Origin of the sequence: Olsenella sp. SW781, from assembly GCF_012027725.1 — a bacterium.
In the GTDB taxonomy this organism is placed as follows: Bacteria; Actinomycetota; Coriobacteriia; order Coriobacteriales; family Atopobiaceae; genus Thermophilibacter.
Genome location: NZ_SJOU01000001.1, coordinates 223,508 through 245,834, shown reverse-complemented (window position 1 = coordinate 245,834; position 22,327 = coordinate 223,508). Strand labels below are relative to the sequence as shown.

The window sequence follows — 22,327 nt, the reverse complement described above, 5'->3', positions numbered from 1 at the left end:
GCCTCGCGCGCCGCTACAGGCCGAGGCGGGACCGGACGAGCGCGGCGTCGCCCTGGGGCGTCCCCGTGCACGTCACGACGAGGTCCGCCCAGGCGCGGTAGAGCGGCATGCGCTCGGCCGCGAGCGCCTCGACGCCGCGCGACTGCGAGACCGGGCGGCCCTCGGTGCCGAGCTGGTCGACCGGGCGGTCGAGAAGGACGATCGTGCCGTTCTGGTGCAGCGGGGCGTAGTTCTCCGGGCGCGTGACGACGCCCCCGCCGCAGGCGATGACGAGGCCGGAGCGGGCGCCGTAGCGGCCGGTGACCTCGGACTCGACCGCGCGGAAGGCCCCCTCGCCGTCCTCGCGGATGATCTGGGCGGCGCTGCGGCCCTGCTCGGTGGCGATGACCTCGTCTATGTCGACGAGCGGCCTGCCGAGCGCGCGGGCGAGGGCCCTGCCGCAGCTCGTCTTGCCGGCGCCGGGCATGCCGACGAGCACCACGTTCTGGGTCTGGGAGCGAATCTCGCGCTCGATCCGGGGGACGACGGCGTCGTCGATCGGGCGGCCCTGGAAGAGCTCGCTCGCGTAGAGCGCCTGGGCGACGAGCATGGCGAGGCCCGACTCGCTTGGGAGACCGAGGCGCTCGGCGCAGAGGCAGAGCCCGGTGCGCTCGGGGTTGTAGACCACGTCGAGCACGCCCCTGAGCCCCGCGAGGCGCGCGAGGTCCCCCTCGGGGACGGGCGTCGCGGGGCAGCGCGGGAACATGCCCACGGGCGTGGTGTTGACGAGGAGCGCTGCGTCCGCATGGCGCTCGACGAGGGTGGCGTAGGTCTCGGCGCCCGAGCGCGAGATCACGACGGCGCGCGCCCCGGCGACGTGCTCGAGCGCGTCGACGACGGCCTGGCTCGCGCCGCCGCTCCCGAGGACGAGGACCTTCTCGCCCTCGAGGAGGTCGCGCGGCGAGCCCCCGAGGCGCTCTCGGCAGAAGCGAGCGAGCATCCAGGAGAAGCCGAGGACGTCGGTGTTCTCGGCGACGACGCTCCCGTCCTCGGCTCGCACGAGGGTGTTCGCCGCGCCGATCCGCTCCACGGCGGGGGAGCGCACGTCCGCGAGGGCCGCCGCCTCGCGCTTGTAGGGGATGGTCACGTTGAGGCCGCGCCACGCGCCGTCGCGCACGAGGGGGGCGAGCCCGTCCGGCTCGACCTCCACGAGCGCGTAGGGGGCGGAGCCCAGCCGCGCGTGGATCTGCGGCGACCAGCTGTGCCCGAGCGAGCGCCCCACGAGGCCGAAGCTCGCCTCGCCGAGGCCCCTCATGCCCGCCACCTAGATCACCTCCGCATAGCTCCCGAGGTAGCGGAACTCCTGGCAGAGCGGGGAGAGCGTCGCCAGGAGGGAGGAGAACTCGGGCGCCGCGACCGGGCACTCGATGTCGAAGTAGAACATGAACTCGAAGTCGCGCTCGGGGATGGGGCGGCTCTCGAGCTTGAGGAGGTTGATGTCGAGCGCGTAGAACTTGGCGAGCAGCTTGTAGAGGGCGCCGGGCTCGTGGGGCAGCACGATCATGAGGGAGGTGCGGTCCGCGCCGGGGTAGACCTCGAGGCTCTTGGAGATGCATGCGAAGCGCGTGTAGTTGTTGTCGCGGTCCTGGACGTCGGCGGAGAGCACCTCGAGGCCGTAGAGGCCGGCGCAGGGGAGCGACGAGAGCGCGGCGACGTCGAGCCGGCCGGACTCGGCGACCCCCTTGGCCGCCGCCGCGGTGTTTTCGCAGACGCGCACCCGGACGTCGGGCAGGCCGGAGAGGAACTCCGCGCACTGGTTGATCGCCTGCTCGTGGCTGAATATCTCGCGGATGCCGGAAAGCTCGGCGCCGGGCAGGGCGAGCAGGTTGTGGTCCACCTTCACGCGGGTGGTGCGCACCACGTAGAACGAGTGCTCCATCATGAGGTCGAAGACCTGGTTCACCGAGCCGGCGGTGGAGTTCTCGACGGGGATGACGCCGTAGTCCGCGGCGCCCTGCTCGACGGCGCGGAACACGCCGTCGAACGTCGCGGCGTAGCTGATCGAGGGGCGGCGGAAGATGCGCTCCGCCGCGATCTGCGAGTAGGCCCCCTCGACCCCCTGGCACGAGACGTGCGCCGAGCGGGGGAAAAGCTCCGGCGTCTCCGCGCGGGCGCGCTCGACGAGCGCGAGGGTGCCGTCGTCCGCCACGTCGGAGAGCAGCGCGTGCTGGCGCGCCCGGGAGGCCTCCATGAGGAGCTCCATCAGCACCTGGGCGTAGGTCGCCAGGTCCTCGGGCGCGCGCTCCGCGGCGTCCGCGACCTTCGCGCGCTCGCGGGCGGGGTCGAAGACGCGCATGCCGCGCTCGCGCTTGTAGGCCGCGACCTGCTCGGCCACGCCGGCGCGCTCCGAGAAGAGCCGGAAGATCTCCCCGTCTATGCGGTCTATCTCACGTCGAAGTTCAGAGAGCTCAGGCATGTCAAACCTTTCTTAGTCGCCTGTGGGCGTCACTCGGCGGGCCAGGCGAGAAGGACGTCCGCGAGCGCGAGCGCGCAGACCGCCTCGACCACGGGGACCGCCCGGATGACCGCCGTGGTGTCGTGGCGGCCGTGCACCTTGAGCCGCGCCGGCTCCATCGTCGTGAGGTCGACGGAGTCCTGCTCGACCATGACGCTGGATATGGGCTTGAAGGCGCAGCGCACGAGCACCGGGGCGCCCGTCGTGATGCCGCCGAGGATGCCGCCGGCGTTGTTGGTCGCGGGGACGCAGGCGCCGCCGCGGACCTCGTAGGGGTCGTTGTTCTGCGTGCCGGAGAGCCGGGCCACGCCGAAGCCGCGCCCGAACTCGACGCCCTTCACCGCGGGGATGCCGAAGAGGGCGCGCGCCATGACGTTCTCCACGCCGTCGAACATCGGCGAGCCCGCCCCCGCGGGCAGGCCCGTGGCGACGCACTCGACGATGCCGCCGAGCGTGTCCTTGCGCGACCGTGCGTCCATGACGGCCTCGACCATGCGCTCGCCCGCCGTCCCGTCCACGATCGGCATGCGCCTCCCGTCGGCGAGGGCGGCCATCTGGCGGGCGAGAAGTTCGAGCGAGGCGGGCGAGTTGTCGAGCGCGGAGAAGGGCTCGTCGGAGATGCCGGCGAGCTCGGCGACGTGGGCGCGCACGCTCACGCCCCTGGTGGCGAGCCACTGGAGGGCTATCCCGCCCGCAACGCAGAGCGGGCCGGTGAGCCGGCCGGAGAAGTGGCCGCCGCCCGGCACGTCCTGCTCCCCGTGCCACTTGGCCCAGGCGGCGAAGTCGGCGTGCCCCGGCCGCGGCACGGCGAGGAGGTTGTTGTAGTCGCGCGAGCGGGTGTTGGTGTTCTCGATGACGGCGGCGAGCGGAGCGCCGCAGGTGCGCCCGTCGGGGTTGAGCCCTGAGACGATGCGGGGGGCGTCCGGCTCCTTGCGCGGCGTCCCCCAGGGGTCGTTTCCGGGGGCGCGGCGCGCCACGAAGGCCGAGAGGGCCTCGAGGTCGACGGGCAGCCCCGAGGGGAGTCCCTCCACGACGCACCCGACGGCGGGGGAGTGCGACTGGCCGAACACGGTGACCCTGAGCGCGGTGCCAAACGAGGACGGCATCACCGCTCCTTTCTGACGATGCCCCCGAGGGCCGCGAGGTCCTCGAAGAAGGCGGGGTAGGACTTGGCGACGCACTCCGCCCCGAGGATGGTCACGGGGCCGGAGCAGCGGGACGCGAGAATCGCGGCCATCATGGCGATGCGGTGGTCGTTCGCCGCGTCGACGGTGCCGCCGGCGAGCTCGGGCACGCCCTCGATGACGAGGCCGTCGTCGAGGGCCCGCGCGCGGCCCCCAAGGGCGCGGATCGCGGCGGAGACGGTCTCGAGGCGGTCCGACTCCTTGATGCGCAGCCGCGCCGCGCCGCGCACGCGCGTCGTGCCCTCCGCGACGGCGGCGACGGCGGCGAGGGGCGGCACGAGGTCGGGGCAGCTGCTCACGTCGAGCTCGCGGCCGCGCAGGCGGTCGAGCTCGCACGCGGCGCCGCCCGGGCGGCGCAGCACCCGGGCGCCGAGCAGGGCGAGCGCGGCGAGGACCTGGCGGTCGCCCTGGGCGCTCGCGAGGTCGAGCCCCCGCACGGCGACGCCGCCCTCCCCGATCGCGCCCGCGGCGAGCCAGAACGCGGCGTTCGACCAGTCGCCGCCCACGGACACCTCGCCGGGCGTGACGTAGCCGCCCGGGGCGCAGACGACGAAGGAGCGGGCCGGCCGCCCGTCGTCCGTCACCGCGCCTCCCTCGGAGACCTCGACGCCGAACGTCCTGAGGGCGGAGACGGTGATGTCGATGTAGGGCGCCGACTCGACGGGCTCGCCCACCACGACCTCGACGGGGGCGCGAAGGAGCGGGGCGGCGAGCAGGAGCCCGGTCACGAACTGCGAGGAGACGTCGCCCGGAAGGGAGAAGCGCCCGGGCCTGAGCCTGCCTCCCACCGAGAGCGGGAAGACGCCCTGCCCCGAGAGGGTCGCGCCATGCGCCTCGAGCTCCTCGTAGAGCGGCGAGAGCGGCCGCTCGGGGAGCCTGCCGCGGCCGGTGAGCCGGGCGTCGCAGCCGAGCGCGGCGACGACGGGCAGGAGGAAGCGCAGCGTGGACCCGGACTCTCCGCAGTCGAGCAGGGCCCCGCGGCGCGCCTCGGGGAGGTTGTCCGTCGCGGAGGTGCCGGGCACGGGGCGCACGCGGAAGCCGCCCTTCGTCCGGGCGATGCGGGCGCCGAGCGCCCCGAGGCACGACGCCGTGGCCTCGATGTCCTCCGAGGAGGTGGCGCAGGAGACGTCGGTGACGCCCGGCGCGAAGGCGGCGCAGACGAGCAGGCGGTGCGCCTCCGACTTCGAGGAGGGGGCGTCGAGCTCGCCGGAGAGGGGGCCGGCCTCGATGGTCACGTTCACGATCTGGTCCCCCTTCCAAGCTCGACGATGCGCGCGAGCTCGCCAAGGGCGACGCGGCGGACCTCGACCCTGCCGGGCTCGACGGGGACGACGAGGTTCACGGAGTTACCGTGGCGCTTCTTGTCATGCCCGACGTAGCCCATGAGCGTCTCCGCGGGGACGTCGCTTCCCGTGGGCAGCCCGTGCGCCTCGACGCACGCGACGATGCGCACGGCCGTCTCCTCGGAGCACCACCCCATCCTCGCGGACGCGCGCGAGACCATGCAGAGGCCGGCGGCGACGCACGAGCCGTGCCCGAGGGAGAACCCGCTCGCCGACTCGATGGCGTGCCCCAGGGTGTGCCCGAGGTTGAGCGTCTGGCGAAGCCCGCGCTCGCGCTCGTCGGCGTCGACGACGTCGCGCTTAATCTCCACGTTTCTCGCCACCACGTCGACGAGGCGCGCCTCGCCGACGCCCGGCGCGGTGAGCGGGGAGCGCGTGAGGTCGTCGAGCATCCGGGCGTCGGCGAGGACGGCGTGCTTCACGACCTCCCCGCACGAGTCGCGGAAGAGCTCGGGGGATACGGTGGAGAGGCATCGCACGTCGGCCACCACGGCGGACGGCTGCCAGAACGCGCCCGCGAGGTTCTTGCCCGCGGGCAGGTCGACGGCGGTCTTGCCGCCGACGGAGGAGTCGACCATGGCGAGGAGCGACGTGGGGACCTGCACCACGGGGCAGCCCCTGAGGTAGAGCGCCGCCGCGAGCCCCGCGACGTCGCCCGTCACGCCGCCCCCGAGCGCGACGACGACGTCGTCTCGCGTGAGGCCGCGCTCGGCGAGTCCCTCGAGCAGGCCCGCGAGCGTCCCGAGGTTCTTCGAGGGCTCTCCGGCCGGGAAGGTGAGCCTGGGGGCGACCTCGTAGCCGGCGGAGGCGAGCGAGGCCTCGAGCTCGTCGGCGTAGAGGGGCCCGACGTTGGTCTCCGTGACCACGCAGCACCTCCCGCCGCCCGCCGCCTCGCGGGCGATGGCCCCGGCGCGGGCGAGCACGCCCGCGCCGACGTGGACATCATAGGCGCCCGACGCGGCGCTCACGCGCACCGCGCGCTCGACGGAAGACGGCGCGCTCATCGGCGGTCGACCTCCCTCTTGATCCTGTCGCCCTCAGCGAGGAGCGACTCGAGGCGCGCGGCGTCCCGCGCGTCGATGGCCTCCTTGTACTCGGAGAGGCTCCGGATGATGGTCCCGATCTCCTCGGAGAGGAAGTCGGCGTTGTCGAGGAAGAGCTCCGTCCACATGGGCGCGTTCAGGCGGGCGACGCGCGTGAGGTCGCGGTAGGAGCCCGCCGAGAACCCCCGATGCGCGCGTGCCGTCGGGCTCTTGACGTAGGCGTTGGAGACGACGTGGGCGAGCTGCGAGGTAAAGGCGATGACGCGGTCGTGCTCCGCGGGCGTGGCGAGCGTGAAGCTGCCGAAGCCGCACGGCTCGAGGAGCTCCTTCAGGCGCTCGAGGACGTCCGCCCGCTCGAAGTCGTCCATCTCGGGCGGCACGACGACCATCGGCGCTCCCCTGAACATCGAGGCGCGCGCGTGGGCGAAGCCGGAGTACTGCGTCCCCGCCATGGGGTGGCAGCCGACGAAGGTGAAGGGGCGACCCTCCGCGATCTTCTCGCACCGCTCGCAGATGACGCGCTTGACGCCCACCGTGTCGATGACGATGGCGCCGGCGGAGATGAGCGGCGCCATCTCCTCGAGCCACGATACGGCCGCGGCGGGGTAGCCCGCGAGGATCAGGAGCTCGCAGGTCGGCACCACCTCGTCGGTAAGCTCGCCCGAGACGGTCTCTATCATCGCAAGCTCGAGCGTGGAGCGCGTCCTGTTCCAGGCGAAGGCCTCGACGCCGGCGGCCGCGAAGGCCTTGGCGAAGGAGCCCCCCATGAGGCCGAGCCCCACGATGCCGATGCGCCCCGGCACGACCTCGGGGGCGAGCGCGCGGGCGGCCACCTAGGCCTCCCCGAGGTCGGCGGTGACGGCCTCGCGGATGAGCGCGATGCGCCGCATGGCGTCGGCGAACTGGTCCGGCGTGAGCGCCTGCGCGCCGTCCGACCAGGCCTTCGCGGGGCAGTCGTGCACCTCGATCTCGAGCGCGTCGGCCCCCGCGGCGACGGCCGCGTAGGCGGCGGGCCTCACGTAGCGCGTGTAGCCCGTGGCGTGGCTCGGGTCGCCGACGACGGGCAGGTGGGTGAGGTGGTGCAGGACGGGGATAGCGTTCACGTCGAAGGTGTTCCTCGTGCGCGTCTCGAAGGTGCGGACGCCGCGCTCGCAGAGCATGACGTTGGCGTTGCCCTCGCTCATGACGTACTCGGCGCTCATGACGAACTCGTCGATGGTCTCGGACATGCCGCGCTTGAGCAGGACCGGGATGCCGGACTTGCCGGCCTCGCGCAGGAGCGGGAAGTTCTGCGCGTTTCTCGCCCCGATCTGGAGGACGTCCACGCCCCTGTCGAGGAAGAGCCCGACGTCGCGCGGGTCCATGATCTCGGTCACGACGGGCATGTCGAGCTCGGAGCCCGCCTCCATGAGCAGGTCGAGGCCGCGCGCGCCCATGCCCTGGGACGTGTAGGGGGAGGTCCTCGGCTTGAACGCGCCACCGCGCAGCATCGTGGCGCCCGCCGCGCGCACGGCGCGGGCGATGGCCATGAGGTTGTCGCCCTCGACCGAGCACGGCCCGGCGATCACCTGGAAGTGGCCGCCGCCTACGAGCACGCCGTGCCCGCAGTCGACGACGGTGTCCTCGGGGTGGAACTTGCGGTTGGCGAGCTTGAACGGCTCGGAGACGCGCTGGACGCGCTCGACGATGTCCATGCTCTCGAGCAGGAACGGGTCGATGCGGGTCGTGTCGCCGATGATGCCGACCAGGGTCTCGTTGTCTCCCTGGGAGACGTTCGTCCTGAAGCCTCGGTCCTCGATCCACCTGACGAAGTGGTCGAGCTGCTCGGCTGTGGCGCTGTCCCTCACTACTGCGATCATTCGCTTCTCCTGTGTTGGGTGCGTGAAATGCTGCGCGATGATACCACGCGCGTGTGACCGCGAGGTTACGGCGCGCCGCGCGTCTGGATTGTGACGGGCGGGGGATTGAGCTATACTGCCCTCGCACGCGCCCATAGCTCAGTGGATGAGAGCGTCTGCCTCCGGAGCAGAAGGTCGTGGGTTCGAATCCCCCTGGGCGCACCATCCGCAAGACGCGCGGACCCGCGAGACCCTCGGCCTCGCGGGTTCGTTTCTGTTCTGCGCGCGTCGGGGCCTCGCCCGAAAGTCTCTCTTTTTCGTAAGGTTCGCCGAGCCGCGCCCGCCCCGTGGCACAATGGGTCACGCACCGGACGAGAGGGGAGCGATGACGCCAGACGAGAGGGACGCGGTGCCCGCCGGGCTCACCGACGCGGAGGTCGCCGACCGCGCGGTCAGGGGCCTCACCAACGCGAACACCGACGTCAAGACCAAGTCCGTGCGCCAGATCGTGGCGGAGCACGCGCTCACGCTGTTCAACGGCGTGAACCTCGCGCTCGCCGTCCTCGTGCTGCTCACGGGCCAGTACCGCAACCTCCTCTTCATGTGCGTCGTGGGGGCCAACCTGCTCATCGGCGTCGCCCAGGAGGTCCGCGCCAAGCGCATGGTGGACCGGCTCACGATCCTCACTCAGAAGGAGGTCACCGTCGTCCGCGCCTCCGGCGAGCGCTCGCTGCCCGCCTCCGAGCTCGTCCTCGACGACCTCGTGCGGCTCTCCCACGGAGACCAGGTGCCCGCCGACGGCGTCATCGTCTCCGGCAACGTCTCCATGAACGAGAGCCTGCTCACCGGCGAGGCCAAGCCCGTCTCCAAGGGGCCGGGCGACGAGCTGCTCTCCGGCAGCTTCGTGGACGCAGGGAGCCTCGTCGCGCGGGTGACGCGCGTGGGGGCGCAGGGCTACGCCGCGCGCATCAACGCCGAGGCGAAGTACGTCAAGGCGGTCCGGTCGGAGATCCAGGAGACGCTGCGCGCCATCATCCGACTCGGCACGGTCGCGCTCGTGCCGCTCGGCCTCGGCCTCTTCCTGAGGTCGGTCCTCATGGACGGCGGCAGCCTGGACGACGCGATCCTCACCTCGGTCGCCGCCGTCATCGGCATGATCCCGCAGGGCCTCGTCCTGCTCACCTCCTCCGTCCTCGCCATCGCCACCTTCCGGCTCGGCCGGCGGATGGTCCTCGTCCAGCAGGCGTACTGCGTGGAGACGCTCGCGCGCGTGGACACGCTCTGCCTCGACAAGACGGGCACGATCACCTCGGGGGAGATGGAGGTCTCCTCCGTGCGCCCCGCGACCGGGTTCTCCGAGGCCGAGGTCGAGTCCGCCATGGCCGCGATAGCCTCCGCCAACGCGGAGGACGCCAACGAGACCGCGCTCGCCCTCCTGCGCCACGCCGACGCGCTCGGCATCCGCGCGGCGGGGGCGGCCCGGGCCGTCCCCTTCGACTCGGCGCGCAAGTACTCGGGCTGCGTGACCGCGGACGGCCGCGCGCTCGTGATGGGCGCCGCCGCGTTCGTGCTCGGCCGCGACCGCGCGGGGGAGGCTGACCGGGTCGCGCGGGCCTTCGACGCCACGGAGCGCGTGCTCGTGGTGGGCCAGGCCGACGGGTTCGACGAGGGGAACGCGCTCGTCGGCGAGGTGCGCCTGATGGGGTGCGTCGCCATTCGCGACGAGATCCGCGCCACCGCCCCCGAGACCATGCGGTTCTTCCTCGGCCAGGGGGTCGAGCTCAGGGTCATCTCCGGGGACGACCCGCGCACGGTCTCGGCCATCGCCGCGCGCGCCGGCGTCCCGCACGCCGAGAGGTACGTGGACGCCGCGACGCTCGACACCCCCGAGAAGCTCGACGCCGCCGTCGACGAGGCGCGCGTGTTCGGGCGCGTCACCCCGCAGCAGAAGCGCGACCTCGTGCGCGCCCTTCACCGGCGCGGGCGCACGGTGGCCATGACCGGCGACGGCGTGAACGACGTCCTCGCCCTGCGGGAGGCCGACTGCTCCGTCGCCATGGCCTCGGGGTCCGCCGCGGCGCGCAACGTCTCCGAGATCGTCCTCGCGGACAACGACTTCTCGCACATGCCCGAGGTCGTCGCCGAGGGCAGGCGGTCGATCAACAACCTGCAGCGCTCAGCGTCGCTCTTCCTCGTGAAGACCGTCTTCACGGCCGCCCTGGCGCTCATCTGCATCGTCATGCCGCCGTACCCCTTCATCCCCATCCAGATGTCGCTGCTCTCGACGGCGGTCATCGGCATACCCTCGTTCGTGCTCGCCCTCGAGCCCAACCACGAGCTCGTGCGCGGGAGCTTTCTCGCCAACGTGCTCGCTCGGTCGCTGCCGGCCTCGGCCGCCATCGTTGCGGCGCTTTTCGCCGAGCTCGTCGTGGGGCGCGCGCTCTCCCACTCGTTCAGCGAGATCTCGACGGTCTGCACCGTGCTGGTCGCCTTCGTGGGCATCGCGCTCGTCTGGCGCATCTCCCAGCCGCTGACGCCGCTCAGGGCCGCGCTGCTCGTCGTGATCGTCGCCATTGTTGCGTGTGGGTGTACGGTCTTCGCCTCGTTCTTCGAGATGGAGGACATGACGGGTAGCATGGGGGTGGTGATCGCCGCCGCGGGCCTTATCGCGGTCGCGTTCTTCAACTGGATGTACAACCGCTCGCTCGCGAGCTACGAGACTGACGAGCGCTTCGCGCGCCTCGTGAGGAAGGTGGAGGGCAGACATGGCAGCAACGACTGATTTCCGCGAGGCGGTCCTCTCCGCGCGCCGGCCGGTGACCCTTAAGGGCGGGGGCGTCTCGCGCCTCGCCCACGTGGTCTCGGGGATCCCGGGCGCCGAGCGCCTCCCGAGGGCGCTTCTCGTCCTTCTCGAGAACGTCGTCCGACGCGCCGCGACCGACGAGGACGCCGTGCGCATGGCCTCCGCCGTCGTCGAGGCGGGGACGGCCGGGGCGGCGGGCGCCGAGATCGAGTTCATGCCCGCCCGCGTGCTCTTCCAGGACTTCACGGGCGTCCCGGTGTTCGTCGACTTCGCCGCCATGCGCGACGCCATGGTCGAGCGCGGCGGCGACCCGCTGCTCGTGAACCCGCGCATCCCCTGCACGCTCGTCGTCGACCACTCCGTCATCGCCGACGTCGCCGAGTGCCCGGGGGCGGTGGGGGAGAACCAGCGCCTCGAGGCCGAGCGCAACCGCGAGCGCTTCGCCTTCCTCAAGTGGGCGAGCCGCTCCTTCCAGAACGTCGAGATCGTCCCGCCGGGAGGCGGCATCTGCCACCAGCTCAACATCGAGCGCTTCTGCGGCGTGGTCACGACCGACGCGCTCGCCGCGGGCGAGAAGGACGTGGCGTGCTTCGACACCCTCGTCGGCACCGACTCCCACACCACGACGGCCAACGGCGTCGGCGTGCTCGGCTGGGGCGTCGGCGGCATCGAGGCGGAGGCGGCGGCGCTCGGTCAGCCCATCTCGATGCTCGTGCCGCCCGTCGTCGAGCTGCGCCTGTCGGGAGCCACCTCGGAGGGCGTCTCGGGCATGGACGTCGCCCTCTCCGTGGCGCAGCTGCTCCGCGCCGAGGGGGTCGTGGGCTCGATCGTCGAGGTCACGGGCGAGGGCGTGGCGTCGCTTTCCGCCACCCAGCGCGCGTGCGTCTCCAACATGACGCCCGAGTACGGGGCGACGGCGACGCTCTTCCCCGCGGACGACGTCACCTTCGACTACCTCGAGACCGCCGGGCGCGACTCGGGCGAGATGGCCTTCGCGCGCGCCTACCTCGAGGCCCAGGGCGTCTACGGCACGCGCGAGGGTCGTGTCTACGCGCGCACCCTCGAGCTCGACCTCTCCTCCGTCGAGCCCTCGCTCGCCGGCCCGTCGCGCCCGCACGACCGCGTGGCCGTCTCGGGGCTCAAGGCCCGCTTCGAGTCGTCCGCCCGCGAGAACGGCCGCGACCTCTCCGAGCGCGTCGCCGTCGAGGGCGCAGGGGAGCTCGGGCACGGCGCCATCGCCATCGCCGCCATCACGAGCTGCACCACCGCGACGGACCCGGCGATGATGGTCGCCGCGGGCCTGCTCGCCCGGCACGCCGTCGAGCGCGGGCTTGCGCCCCGCCCCTGGGTCAAGAAGGTCCTCGCGCCCGGCAGCCATGCCACCGAGCTGCTCCTCGAGCGGTGCGGCCTGGCCGAGCCGCTCCGGAGGCTCGGCTTCTTCACCTGCGGCTTCGGCTGCATGAGCTGCATCGGCAACTCCGGGGAGATCAAGGCCTGCCTGAAGCCCCACGCCGCCGAGCTCGAGCTCACGAGCGTCCTGTCGGGCAACCGTAACTTCGAGGGGCGCATCTCCCCGGACGTGAGCCAGAACTACCTGTGCCAGCCCGCGCTCGTGGTCGCCTACTCGCTCGCCGGCACGATGGACGTGGACCTCTCGACCGAGCCGGTGGGCGTCGCCCCCGACGGGACCCCCGTCATGCTCTCCGACATCATGCCCACCGACGAGGAGGTCGCCGCCGAGCTCGCGGCCCACTGCGACGCCTCGCTCTTCGAGGAGGGCTCGCGGGGCCTGCTCGAGGGCTCCGAGACCTGGCGCTCCATCCCCTCCGACCAGTCCGCGACCTTCCCCTGGGACCCCGAGTCCACCTACGTGCGCCGCGCCCCCTACTTCGAGATCGCCCGCCCTCAGGACGTCGTCGAGGTGCGCGGGGCCCGGGCGCTCGCCCTGCTCGGCGACTTCGTCACGACCGACCACATCTCGCCCGCCGGGTCCATCGCCAAGGACTCGCCCGCGGCCCGCTACCTCATCGGGCACGGCGTCGAGCCCGCCGACTTCAACACCTACGGCGCACGGCGCGGCAACCACGAGGTCATGGCTCGCGGCACCTTCGCCAACGTGAAGCTCAGAAACGAGCTCGCCGAGGGTCGCGTGGGCGGCTGGACCAAGGACCTGCTCAGCGGCGACGTCGTACCCATATTCGACGCCGCGGAGTCGTATCGCGCCGCGGGGGTCCCGCTCGTCGTGGTGGCCGGCAAGCTCTACGGCTCCGGCTCGAGCCGCGACTGGGCGGGCAAGGGCCCGCTGCTGCTCGGCGTGCGCGCCGTCATAGCCGAGAGCTTCGAGCGCATCCACCGCTCCAACCTCGTCCAGATGGGCGTCCTCCCGCTCCAGTTCCTCGAGGGCGAGGGAGCCGAGGCCCTCGGCATCCGCGGAGACGAGACCTTCGACGTCTCCCCGGTCGACCTCTCGGGCGGGCTGCCGGCCTCGCCGAGGGTGACCGTCCGCGCGACGCGGCCGGACGGCTCCTCCTTCAGCTTCGAGTGCGTTGTGCGCGTGGACACGCCCATGGAGGGCGCGTTCCTCGCGAAGGGTGGTATCCTTCCGTTCGTCCTGGACGAGCTCCGCTAGCGGACTGAGAGAGAGGAGGGCGCCGCCCCGTGATCTGCCCCGCCTGCGGGGGCCGCGTGCCCGACGGCTCGCTCACCTGCCCCTGCTGCCATGAGACCATAGACGCGACCCAGCGCATCTCGCTGAGCGACGCGGCCTGGTGCCCCGGCTGCGGTGCCCTGCTGCCGCCGGGGGCCGACGTGTGCCCCAAGTGCGGCTCGTCGGTCCGGCCTGAGGGGCCCGAGGCCGCCCCCGCGCGGCCGACCCGCGACCTCGACCTCCCCGACATCGGCGCGACGGGCGAGCTCGGAGGGGCCGCGGACGCCGACGAGACGGGCGTGATCACGCGCATCGAGAGCGCGCTGCCCTCCGTCGACGACGCCTCGTCGCCCGTGTCGCGCAGCGACCGCATGCCCCGCACGCGGGCGTTCCTGCTCGCCGGCCTGCTCGCCGTCCTCGTGGTGGGCGGGGCCACCGTCCTCATCACCCACCCCTGGGACCCGAGCGCCACGCGCATCTCCGCGACGACGCCCGCCGACACCTCGATGTCGGGCTTCCCCGGCTTCCTCGAGACGCTCGTCGGGCAGGACGGGAACCGGGCCGGGGAGACGCGGACCATCGAGGAGACGCTCTCCGACGCCCACGAGTCGCTCGGCTCGCTCTCGGCGCGCGTGGACGAGTCCGAGCGGCTCCTGCGGTCGGACGGCGTCCTGTCGTCCACCTCGTCAGAGGACCGGGCGGCGGGGCTCGACGCCGCGCGGGGCATCTCGATCGAGGTCTCCAACCTCATCAACGACATCGGCGCGCTCGACGACGGCAGCGAGGGGGTCTCGGAGGCGGTCGACCACCTCGAGACGCTCGGCAACTGGCTCAGGAACCGCTGCGACGCCCTCACCGAGGCCTGGCAGATCTCCGCGGACTCCTCCGACCCGTCCGCGGACGCCGAGGCGATCACCCGCGCCATGGCCGCCGGCTCCGCGTTCCAGAGGCTCTTCTCGCAGAACTACGACGCGTGGGACCCCGCCGCCTGAGGGGGCGTCCCGCGCGCCGTCTCTCTGCCGAATATGTGAAACCTGGCGCCTCCTGCTAGAATCATCTAGTTGGAAGCATAGTGCGCGCGTACGCAACGCGCCCCGAGAGGGGAGAGGGACATGGGATTCATCCAAGACCCGCTCTATACGCCCGTCTACCAGGTCGTGGGCGACGAGGTGGCCGTCTTCGACACGTCGAGGGGCACCATCCGGGCACGCCTCGACGGCGCGGGCGCGCCCGTTCACGTGGCCAACTTCTGCGAGCTTGCCACCTCGGGCTTCTACGACGGGCTGAAGTTCCACCGCTACGTCCCCGGCTTCGTCATCCAGGGCGGCTGCCCCAACACCCGCGACATGTCTTCCGCCGACGTCGCCGCCGGCCGCGTCGGCCCCACGGGCCGTCCCGGGACCGGCGGCCCGGGCTACCGCATCCGCGAGGAGTACACGGTCAACCCCCGCAACTCCCACGACGACGGCGCGCTCGCCATGGCGCGCTCCATGGACCCCAACTCCGCCGGGTCCCAGTTCTACTTCTGCCTCGGGCCCCAGCACGGCCTCGACTCGGGCTACACCGTCTTCGGCCAGACGCTCGAGGGGCTCGACGTCATCGCCGCCCTTCGCCAGGGCGACGTCATCAACTCGGTCAGGATCGAGCACGCCGGCGCCTAGGCGCGGGCGGAGCACACGTTGGAGGGCACAGTGAACCAGCAGGCTTATGAATCCGGCAAGCTCGCCTACAAGAGCGGCGACTGGTTCGGGGCGGTGACCCGCCTCGCCGACGCCGCGGCCCCGGGGGAGCCGTCCGGCGAGGTCGACCACCTCCGCGGCAACGCGTACATGAAGCTCGGCCAGTTCGACTCCGCGGCGCGCGCCTACGAGGGCGCGCTCCGCGACGCGTCGTACGGGAAGCGCGGCGCGCTCCAGTGCAACCTCGGCCGCGCGCTGCTCGCTGCCGGCCGCGCGGACGAGGCCATCCCCGCGCTCAGCGAGGCCGTCTCCGACGCCTCCTACGCGACCCCCTACAAGGCCTATCTCGCGCTTGGCGCGGCGTACGAGCAGGTCGGTGACGTCCGCGGCGCCGGCATGGCGTATCGCAACGCCGCCATCGACGAGGCCAACCCCGCCCCCGCCGCGGCCCTCTCCAAGCTCGGCAGCTGCTTCATGCGCCTCGGGCGCGCCGTCGACGCCGTCGAGGCCTACCGCACCGCGCTCGACTTCACGACGCCCCTCGAGAGCCAGAACCAGATATGGTGCGACCTCGGCCTCGCCTACGTCGCCGCGAACCGCATGAACGAGGCCGTCGACGCCTTCGCGCACGCCACCGCCGACGGCACCTACTCGCTCACCCCCGAGGCGCAGGCCTCCTACGACGCCGCGCGCAAGGCGGTCGCCTCCATCGGCGAGCGCCGCCAGTCCGACACCGACGCGTTCCTCGCCGCCGCGGGCTACGGCGGCGGCTACGACCCGCTCGACCCGATGGGGGAGTCCGGCGAGCTCATGCCGTCCCCCGAGGACACGGGCTTCTTCTCGGTCACCGAGGAGGACCTCATGGCCGCCGACAAGCAGGAGCGCAAGGTCCGCCGCAAGCACCGCCACACGGGCCTCAAGGTCCTCGTCTTCCTCCTCGTGCTGCTCGTCCTCGCCGTCGGCGCCGCGGTCTTCGCGTACGTGCGCGGCTACGGCTGGCCCACCCAGGAGGCCGTCGCCGAGGAGCTCTTCGAGGCCAAGTCCTCCGGCGAGGACATCGCGCAGTACGTCGTGGCCGGCACCTCCGCAAGCCAGATCGAGGCCATGAGCGACTCGCTGCCCACCGGCGACGTCACCGTCACCGTGGGCGGCTGCGACCGCAGCATGACCGACTCCACCGTCTACCTCACCGCCGCGCTCGCGGCCGGCGGGGAGCAGGACTACACCGTCGAGCTCCGCCGCGACGGCATCAGCTGGAAGGTCGTCTCGGTCACGCCCGAGTACGCCTCCGCCGGCGACACGACGGCCAACGACTAAGAGCCAGCGAACAGGGCAGGGACCATGTCACTTTTCGACACCCTCTTCGGGGAGTACGGCGGCGACCTCGCCATCGACCTCGGCACGGCCAACACGCTCGTGGCCGTCCGCGGCCAGGGGATCGTGATCAACGAGCCCTCCGTGGTCGCCATCGACAAGAGCGAGAGCCGCGTGCTCGCGGTGGGCGCCGACGCCAAGCGCATGATCGGCCGCACGCCGGGCTCCATCATCGCCGAGCGACCCCTCAAGGACGGCGTCATCGCGGACTTCGACGTCACCGAGGTCATGCTCCGCTACTTCATCGAGAAGGCGCGCGGCAACCACTACCCGTGGTCGCCGCGCCCGCGCGTCGTCGTCTGCGTCCCGTCGGGCGTCACGTCCGTCGAGAAGCGAGCCGTCTTCGAGGCGACCATCTCCGCGGGCGCCCGCCAGGCCTACCTCATCGAGGAGCCGATGGCGGCCGCCATCGGCGCGGACCTGCCCATCGAGGACCCGACGGGCTCGATGGTCGTCGACATCGGCGGCGGCACCACCGAGGTCGCCGTCATCTCGATGGGCGGCATCGTCGTCTCGCAGTCCATCAGGACCGCCGGGGACGAGTTCGACCAGACCATCCTCCAGCACGTCCGCGACGTGTACAACCTTTCCATCGGCGAGCGCACCGCCGAGGACATCAAGATCAAGGTCGGCTCCGCCGCCCCGCTCGCCGAGGAGCTCGACGTCGAGGTCAACGGCCGCGACGTCATGAGCGGCCTGCCCAAGTCGGTGCGCATCGAGAGCGAGGAGATCCGCCGCGCGCTCGACCGCCCGCTCGACGAGGTGACCAAGGCCGTCAAGGACGCCCTCGACGTGACGCCGCCCGACCTCGCCTCGGACCTCATGTACTACGGCATCCTCCTCACGGGCGGCGGCGGCCTGCTCCGCGGGCTCGACCAGCGGCTGCGCGAGGAGACGGGCGTCCCCGTCAACGTGAGCCCGACCGCGCTCGAGAACGTGGTGAACGGGTGCGCAAAGGTGCTCGAGGCCAACGCGCTCTCGGGCGGCTTCGTCCAGAGCGCCGGGTAGTCGCGTGCCTCTCTCTACGCGGGGGCGGCAGGCGGGTCCGACCATAGGCAACAACCGAAAGGGCGGCAGCGGGCGCACGCTCGTCGCGTGCCTGCTCGTCTCGCTCGCGCTCTTCACCGTGAGCTGCCGCTTCGGCGACGAGGGCCCGCTCGCCGCGGTGCGCGGCGCCTTCCAGACGGTGACGCTGCCGGTCCGCTATCTCGGCGCGACCGTCGCCGCCCCCTTCCAGGGGCTCGGCAACATCGTCACCAACCTCACCGCCGACCAGGCCACCCTCTCCGAGCTCCGCGCCGAGAACGAGGAGCTCAAGGCGAGAAACGTCGAGCTCGAGGAGGCCGCTCAGTCCGCCGAGCGCCTGCAGGGCCTGCTCGACCTGCGCGACGCCAACAACCTCCAGTCCACGGCCGCGCGCATCATCTCCGGCTCGGGCGACTCGTGGGGGACCACGGTCACCATCGACAAGGGCACGTCCTCGGGCCTCTCCGTCGGCATGCCGGTCGCGACCTCGACCGGCGTCATCGGCCAGATCGTCGAGTGCGGGCCCGCCACCTCGACGGTGCGCCTCGTGACCGACGACAACTCCTCCGTCTCCGCCATGATCCAGTCGAGCCGCGCGCAGGGGATGCTCGTCGGAACGGTGACGGGCCAGCTCGAGCTCACGCTGATCGGTGCGGACCAGACCGTCTCGCAGGGCGACGTCGTCGTCACGAGCGGCCTCGGGGGCGTCTTCCCCAAGGGCCTCCCCCTCGGCGAGGTCACGAGCGTCGAGAGCAGCCCGGGCGCGGCCTACCTCACCATCGTCGTCGAGCCCTTCGCGCACGCGGAGAACTACGAGGAGGTGCTCGTCATCACCTCGCTCACCGAGGAGCAGCGGGCCACCGCGGAGGACATCGCCGCCGCGGACGCCCAGGACAGCTCGTCTGTCGCCTCCCAGGGCTCCTCGGACGAGGGGGAGGACGGGTCGGGCGCCGACGGCCAGTCGGGCGATGAGGGCCAGGACGGCTCGGCACAGGACGGCGCCGACGCCGGGACGACAGGGGAGTAGGGGGTGCCCATGCAGGTCTCCGACAGGAACAGGGAGTCGCGCAGCATCGCCGTGCTCGCGCTCGTCTGCGCGGTGCTGCAGCTCGCCCTCGCGCCCAACGTGGGGCTCGGCAACGGCCGCGCCAACTTCGCGCTCGTGTTCTCCGCCTGCGTCGCCCTCCAGACGGGCGGCAGGCGCGGCGTCGTGGCGGGCTTTCTCGCCGGCCTCTTCTTCGACCTCTCGACGACCGGCCCGATCGGCCTCATGGCCTTCTGCCTCTCCGCCTCCTCCTTCGCGCTCGGGATGGAGGAGCGCAACCGCATGGCGGGGGACCTCGCCTCGGCGACGGCCCACTTCGCCGCGGCGTCGCTCGTCGTGTCTCTCGTCTACCACCTGGCGATGCTTCTCGTGGGGCAGGCCGACTCTCTGCTCGACGTCCTCGTGTTCCGCACGCTTCCCACGGCGGCGCTCACCTTCGTCTTCTTCCTCCCCTTCGCCTACTACTTCTCCCGCGTCCACGTCCCCTCGGGGCCGAGCCTCGGCGGCGGGCACTTCTCCAGGCGGGGCGTGTAGGGGGCTGCCATGGACCTCTCCCTCGTGATCGTCATCGTGTGCGCGGTCCTCGCCGTCGCGCTGATCGTCGTCTTCGTGGTGTACGGCCGCTCGGAGGCCGCCTTCACGTTCGACATCGGCGGCGCGTCCCCGCGCGCGTCGGGGGGCTCCGACTCCTCGGCCGAGAAGACCCTCTCCGGCAGGCTCACCGGCTTCGCCGTGGCGGCCGGGGCCGTCTTCGCCACGCTGCTCGCGCGCCTCTGGTCCATGCAGCTCGTCTCGAGCGAGGAGTACTCGGAGCAGGCCGAGTCAAACCGCACGAGCACCGTCTACACGCAGGCCCCGCGCGGTCGCATCCTGGACCGCAACGGGCGCGAGATCGTGGGCAACCGCGCGAGCCTCACCGTGGCGGCGAGCGCGGACGTCCTCGACGACGAGGTCGAGGTGCAGCTGCTCGCCAACCTCATCGGCATGCCCGCCCAGGCCGTCCGCCGCCGCCTTCAGGACAGCTCCGAGGGCTATCAGAACCTCCGCACCGTCTCCGTCGACGTCTCCCGGCGCGTCGTCGCCTACATAGGCGAGCACCCGGACGTCTTCCCGGGAGTCAAGGTCGAGCAGCGCACCCAGCGCTCCTACCCGCTCGGCTCGCTCGCCGCCCACGTCGTCGGCTACACCGGCACCGTGACCTCCGAGCAGCTCAAGGCGAGCGAGGAGTCCGACGGCGACGGAATCACGTATCGCTCGGGCGACGTCGTGGGGCAGACCGGCGTCGAGCTCGCCTACGAGAGCGTGCTCCAGGGCGTGCGCGGCGAGCAGGTCGTCTACATCGACGCCTATGGCGACGTCCTGGGCCTGTCCACCAGCATCGAGCCGCAGAGCGGCTCCGACCTCGTGCTCACGCTCGACGTCGACGTCCAGCGCACGGCCGAGGAGTCCCTCGAGCGCATCGTGGGCGAGATGCGCGACACCGGAATCGACTCGGTCGGCGGGTCCGCCGTCGTCATGGACTGCACCAACGGCGAGATCCTCGCCATGGCGAGCAACCCGACCTTCTCGCCGAGCGTGTTCGTGGGCGGCATCTCCACCGCCGACTGGGACGCGCTCCAGGACGAGGGCGCGCACAACCCCATGCTCAACCGCGCGATCGCCGGCCAGTACCCTCCCGGCTCGGTCATCAAGCCGCTCACCACCTTCGCGGCGCTCGACCACGGGATCGCGTCCCCCGACTCCGGCTACTACTGCACCGGGTGGTGGACGTGGTCGGGGGACCAGAGCGACCCCAACGGCATGAAGTGCTGGAGCGAGAGCGGACACGGCGGCGTGGGGCTCGTCGACGGCATAACCTACTCGTGCGACGTCGTCTTCTACGAGATCGGCAAGGGCTTCTGGAACTCCGACAACCCCGAGGGCATGCAGGAGACCTTCCGGGAGTACGGGCTCGGGTCGACGACGGGCATCGACATATCCGGCGAGGCGGCCGGCCGCGTCCCGGACGCGGCATGGAAGTGGGACTACTTCAAGTCCCTCGGCTACTCCGACGACGACAGCACCTGGCAGGGAGGCGAGAACTGCAACCTCGCCATCGGCCAGGGCGACATGCTCGTCACCTGCCTCCAGATGGCCTGCGTCTACTGCGGGCTCGCCAACGGCGGCCCCATCTGGCGTCCGCACGTCATGCGCGGCGTGCGCGCCCGCATCGGCGACGGGTTCATCTCGCGCTACCGCTGCGAGCAGATCAACGACGTCCACGAGGAGGACGCCTATCGCGACCTCGTGAAGCAGGGCATGCTCGGGGTCACCTACGAGGAGAGCCCGACGCAGGCGGCCCACTGGACGAACCTCGACGTGCGCGTCTGCAGCAAGACCGGCACCGCCGAGCAGACCTCCGCCAACCGCAACGTCGGCTGGTTCGGCGCCTACGCCCCGGCCGACGACCCCAAGTACGTCGTCTTCGCCAACATCGACGGCGCGGACTGGGGCTCGTCGAGCGCCATGCTCGTCGTCCGCGACATCTTCGGCACGATCTACGGGCAGCCCGACACCTCGACCGCCGAAGTCGGCGGCACGGACTAGGAGGGGAGCATGGCACGCGAATTCACCGGACCGGGCACCGCGGGCGGGGGCCTCTCCTCGATCGCGCAGCGCGCGGGGCGAGGGGGGTCCGGCGGCGCGCGCGTGGGGAAGCGCGGCGGCCCGCTCGAGAAGCTCTACCTCTCGCAGCTCATCCCGACCCTGCTCATCCTCATCATCAGCGTGGTCACCATGTGGTCGTGCTCGCTCGCGCTGCCGGACGCCAACTTCACGAGCCATCTCGCCGGCATCGCGCTCGGCGCGGCGGCCGCGTTCGTGGTCTGGCGCTACGACTACCGGAACCTCGCGAACATGACGACCGTGCTCTTCGTCCTCGCGTGCGTCCTCATGGTGCTGCCCAAGGTGCCGGGGCTCGGCGTCGAGGGCGGAGGCATGGTCGGCTGGGTGCGGATCGGCCCCCTGAGGTTCCAGCCCTCCGAGCCCGCCAAGCTCGTCGTCATCTTCCTCATGGCCGCGACGTGCGCGCAGTACAACGGGAAGATAGACTCCTTCCGCGACTACGCCAAGATGTGCGGGACGCTTCTCGTACCGCTCCTGCTCATCATGGTGACCGACCTCGGCACCGGCCTCATGATCTTCTTCGCCGGGGCGACGATCATCATCTGCAGCGGCGCGCCGCGCAGCTGGGTCCTCGCCACGATCGCGCTCATCGTGGCCGCGGCGGCCTTCGTGGTGATAACCTCCTCCATTGAGGGGATTCCGCACATCCTCAAGGAGTACCAGCTCAAGCGCCTCACGGTCTTCATGGACCCCGAGGGTACGGCGTCGGAGGACGGCTACAACCTCCTCCAGGCCAAGATCGCCATCGGCTCGGGAGGGCTTCTCGGCAAGGGCGTGGGCAACGCCTCGCAGGCGCTGTCGGGCTTTCTCCCGGAGGCGCACACGGACTTCATCTTCGCGACCTTCGCCGAGCAGTTCGGATTCGTGGGGTCGGTCGTCCTTCTCGGCCTCTTCGCCTGGATGATCTTCGCCACGATTCTGCTGGCCATGCGTGTGGAGTCGCCGTTCTCCAAGCTCGTGCTCGTGGGGTGCGCGGCGCTCTGGACCTTCCAGGTCCTCGAGAACGTGGGCATGTGCATCGGGATCATGCCGATCACGGGAATCCCGCTCCCGTTCATCAGCTACGGGTCGTCGTCCATGATCGTGCAGATGGCGGCGGTCGGGGTCGTGCAGTCGGTGTGGAGGCACCGCCAGAAGGTGGCATGAGGCAGTTCCCGGGGCGCCGCCCCGGAAGGAGGGGAGGAAGG

The 22,327-nt window shown here is 71.7% G+C and carries 17 protein-coding genes and 1 tRNA gene; 11 read left to right on the top strand and 7 right to left on the bottom strand.

Going from position 1 to position 22,327, the window contains the following annotated elements:
- Positions 1-13: 13 nt before the first annotated feature.
- Genes E0L17_RS01090 through aroF form a run of 7 tightly spaced genes read right to left on the bottom strand, consistent with a single transcriptional unit; the run spans position 14 to position 7,923 of the window.
- Complete coding sequence (locus E0L17_RS01090; RefSeq protein ID WP_167929463.1) at positions 14-1,294, bottom strand: shikimate kinase; 1,281 nt, start codon at positions 1,292-1,294, stop codon at positions 14-16.
- A 9-nt stretch (positions 1,295-1,303) separates the two neighbouring features.
- On the bottom strand, positions 1,304-2,455 hold the full coding sequence (locus E0L17_RS01085) for a bifunctional chorismate mutase/prephenate dehydratase (RefSeq protein ID WP_167929436.1): 1,152 nt from the start codon (positions 2,453-2,455) through the stop codon (positions 1,304-1,306).
- A 29-nt stretch (positions 2,456-2,484) separates the two neighbouring features.
- Positions 2,485-3,600 (bottom strand): chorismate synthase, encoded by a 1,116-nt coding sequence (gene aroC / locus E0L17_RS01080; RefSeq protein WP_167929435.1) that lies wholly within the window; start codon positions 3,598-3,600, stop codon positions 2,485-2,487.
- Complete coding sequence (gene aroA, locus E0L17_RS01075) at positions 3,600-4,919, bottom strand: 3-phosphoshikimate 1-carboxyvinyltransferase (protein ID WP_167929434.1); 1,320 nt, start codon at positions 4,917-4,919, stop codon at positions 3,600-3,602. Before aroA ends, aroC begins: the two co-directional genes overlap by 1 nt.
- Positions 4,916-6,025 carry a 3-dehydroquinate synthase gene (gene aroB / locus E0L17_RS01070; RefSeq protein ID WP_167929433.1) on the bottom strand — a complete coding sequence of 370 codons (1,110 nt, stop codon included), beginning with the start codon at positions 6,023-6,025 and terminating at the stop codon, positions 4,916-4,918. The genes aroA and aroB overlap by 4 nt, the downstream gene beginning before the upstream one ends.
- Positions 6,022-6,897 (bottom strand): prephenate dehydrogenase, encoded by an 876-nt coding sequence (locus E0L17_RS01065; protein ID WP_353652924.1) that lies wholly within the window; start codon positions 6,895-6,897, stop codon positions 6,022-6,024. Before E0L17_RS01065 ends, aroB begins: the two co-directional genes overlap by 4 nt.
- On the bottom strand, positions 6,898-7,923 hold the full coding sequence (gene aroF, locus E0L17_RS01060) for a 3-deoxy-7-phosphoheptulonate synthase (protein WP_167929432.1): 1,026 nt from the start codon (positions 7,921-7,923) through the stop codon (positions 6,898-6,900).
- A 127-nt stretch (positions 7,924-8,050) separates the two neighbouring features.
- Here aroF and E0L17_RS01055 point away from each other — a divergent pair.
- The 11 genes from E0L17_RS01055 to E0L17_RS01005 all read left to right on the top strand — a co-directional run bounded on the left by E0L17_RS01055 (position 8,051) and on the right by E0L17_RS01005 (position 22,286).
- Positions 8,051-8,127 (top strand) — tRNA-Arg (locus E0L17_RS01055).
- 160 nt (positions 8,128-8,287) lie between these two features.
- Positions 8,288-10,684 (top strand): HAD-IC family P-type ATPase, encoded by a 2,397-nt coding sequence (locus tag E0L17_RS01050; RefSeq protein WP_167929431.1) that lies wholly within the window; start codon positions 8,288-8,290, stop codon positions 10,682-10,684.
- Positions 10,668-13,334: an aconitate hydratase AcnA gene (gene acnA / locus E0L17_RS01045; RefSeq protein ID WP_167929430.1), complete on the top strand. Its 2,667-nt coding sequence runs from the start codon at positions 10,668-10,670 to the stop codon at positions 13,332-13,334. Before E0L17_RS01050 ends, acnA begins: the two co-directional genes overlap by 17 nt.
- Before the next feature lie 29 nt (positions 13,335-13,363).
- A complete protein-coding gene (locus E0L17_RS01040; RefSeq protein ID WP_167929429.1) occupies positions 13,364-14,344 on the top strand; it encodes a zinc ribbon domain-containing protein in 981 nt (326 codons plus the stop codon).
- 120 nt (positions 14,345-14,464) lie between these two features.
- A complete protein-coding gene (locus tag E0L17_RS01035; protein ID WP_167929428.1) occupies positions 14,465-15,013 on the top strand; it encodes a peptidylprolyl isomerase in 549 nt (182 codons plus the stop codon).
- A gap of 30 nt (positions 15,014-15,043) precedes the next feature.
- On the top strand, positions 15,044-16,348 hold the full coding sequence (locus E0L17_RS01030; protein WP_167929427.1) for a tetratricopeptide repeat protein: 1,305 nt from the start codon (positions 15,044-15,046) through the stop codon (positions 16,346-16,348).
- Between the two features lie 24 nt (positions 16,349-16,372).
- On the top strand, positions 16,373-17,413 hold the full coding sequence (locus tag E0L17_RS01025) for a rod shape-determining protein (RefSeq protein WP_167929426.1): 1,041 nt from the start codon (positions 16,373-16,375) through the stop codon (positions 17,411-17,413).
- A 4-nt stretch (positions 17,414-17,417) separates the two neighbouring features.
- Entirely contained in the window at positions 17,418-18,458 is a 1,041-nt protein-coding gene (mreC, locus tag E0L17_RS01020) for a rod shape-determining protein MreC (RefSeq protein ID WP_167929425.1), read from the top strand.
- 9 nt (positions 18,459-18,467) lie between these two features.
- Positions 18,468-19,010, top strand: a complete 543-nt coding sequence (mreD, locus tag E0L17_RS01015) for a rod shape-determining protein MreD (RefSeq protein WP_167929424.1) — start codon at positions 18,468-18,470, stop codon at positions 19,008-19,010.
- Positions 19,011-19,019: 9 nt separating this feature from the next.
- The gene (mrdA, locus tag E0L17_RS01010) at positions 19,020-21,062 is read left to right on the top strand and encodes a penicillin-binding protein 2 (RefSeq protein WP_167929423.1); all 2,043 of its coding nucleotides are present in this window, start codon (positions 19,020-19,022) and stop codon (positions 21,060-21,062) included.
- Between the two features lie 9 nt (positions 21,063-21,071).
- Positions 21,072-22,286, top strand: coding sequence for an FtsW/RodA/SpoVE family cell cycle protein (locus E0L17_RS01005; RefSeq protein WP_167929422.1), 1,215 nt, complete (start codon positions 21,072-21,074; stop codon positions 22,284-22,286).
- The last annotated feature ends 41 nt before the right edge of the window (positions 22,287-22,327 follow it).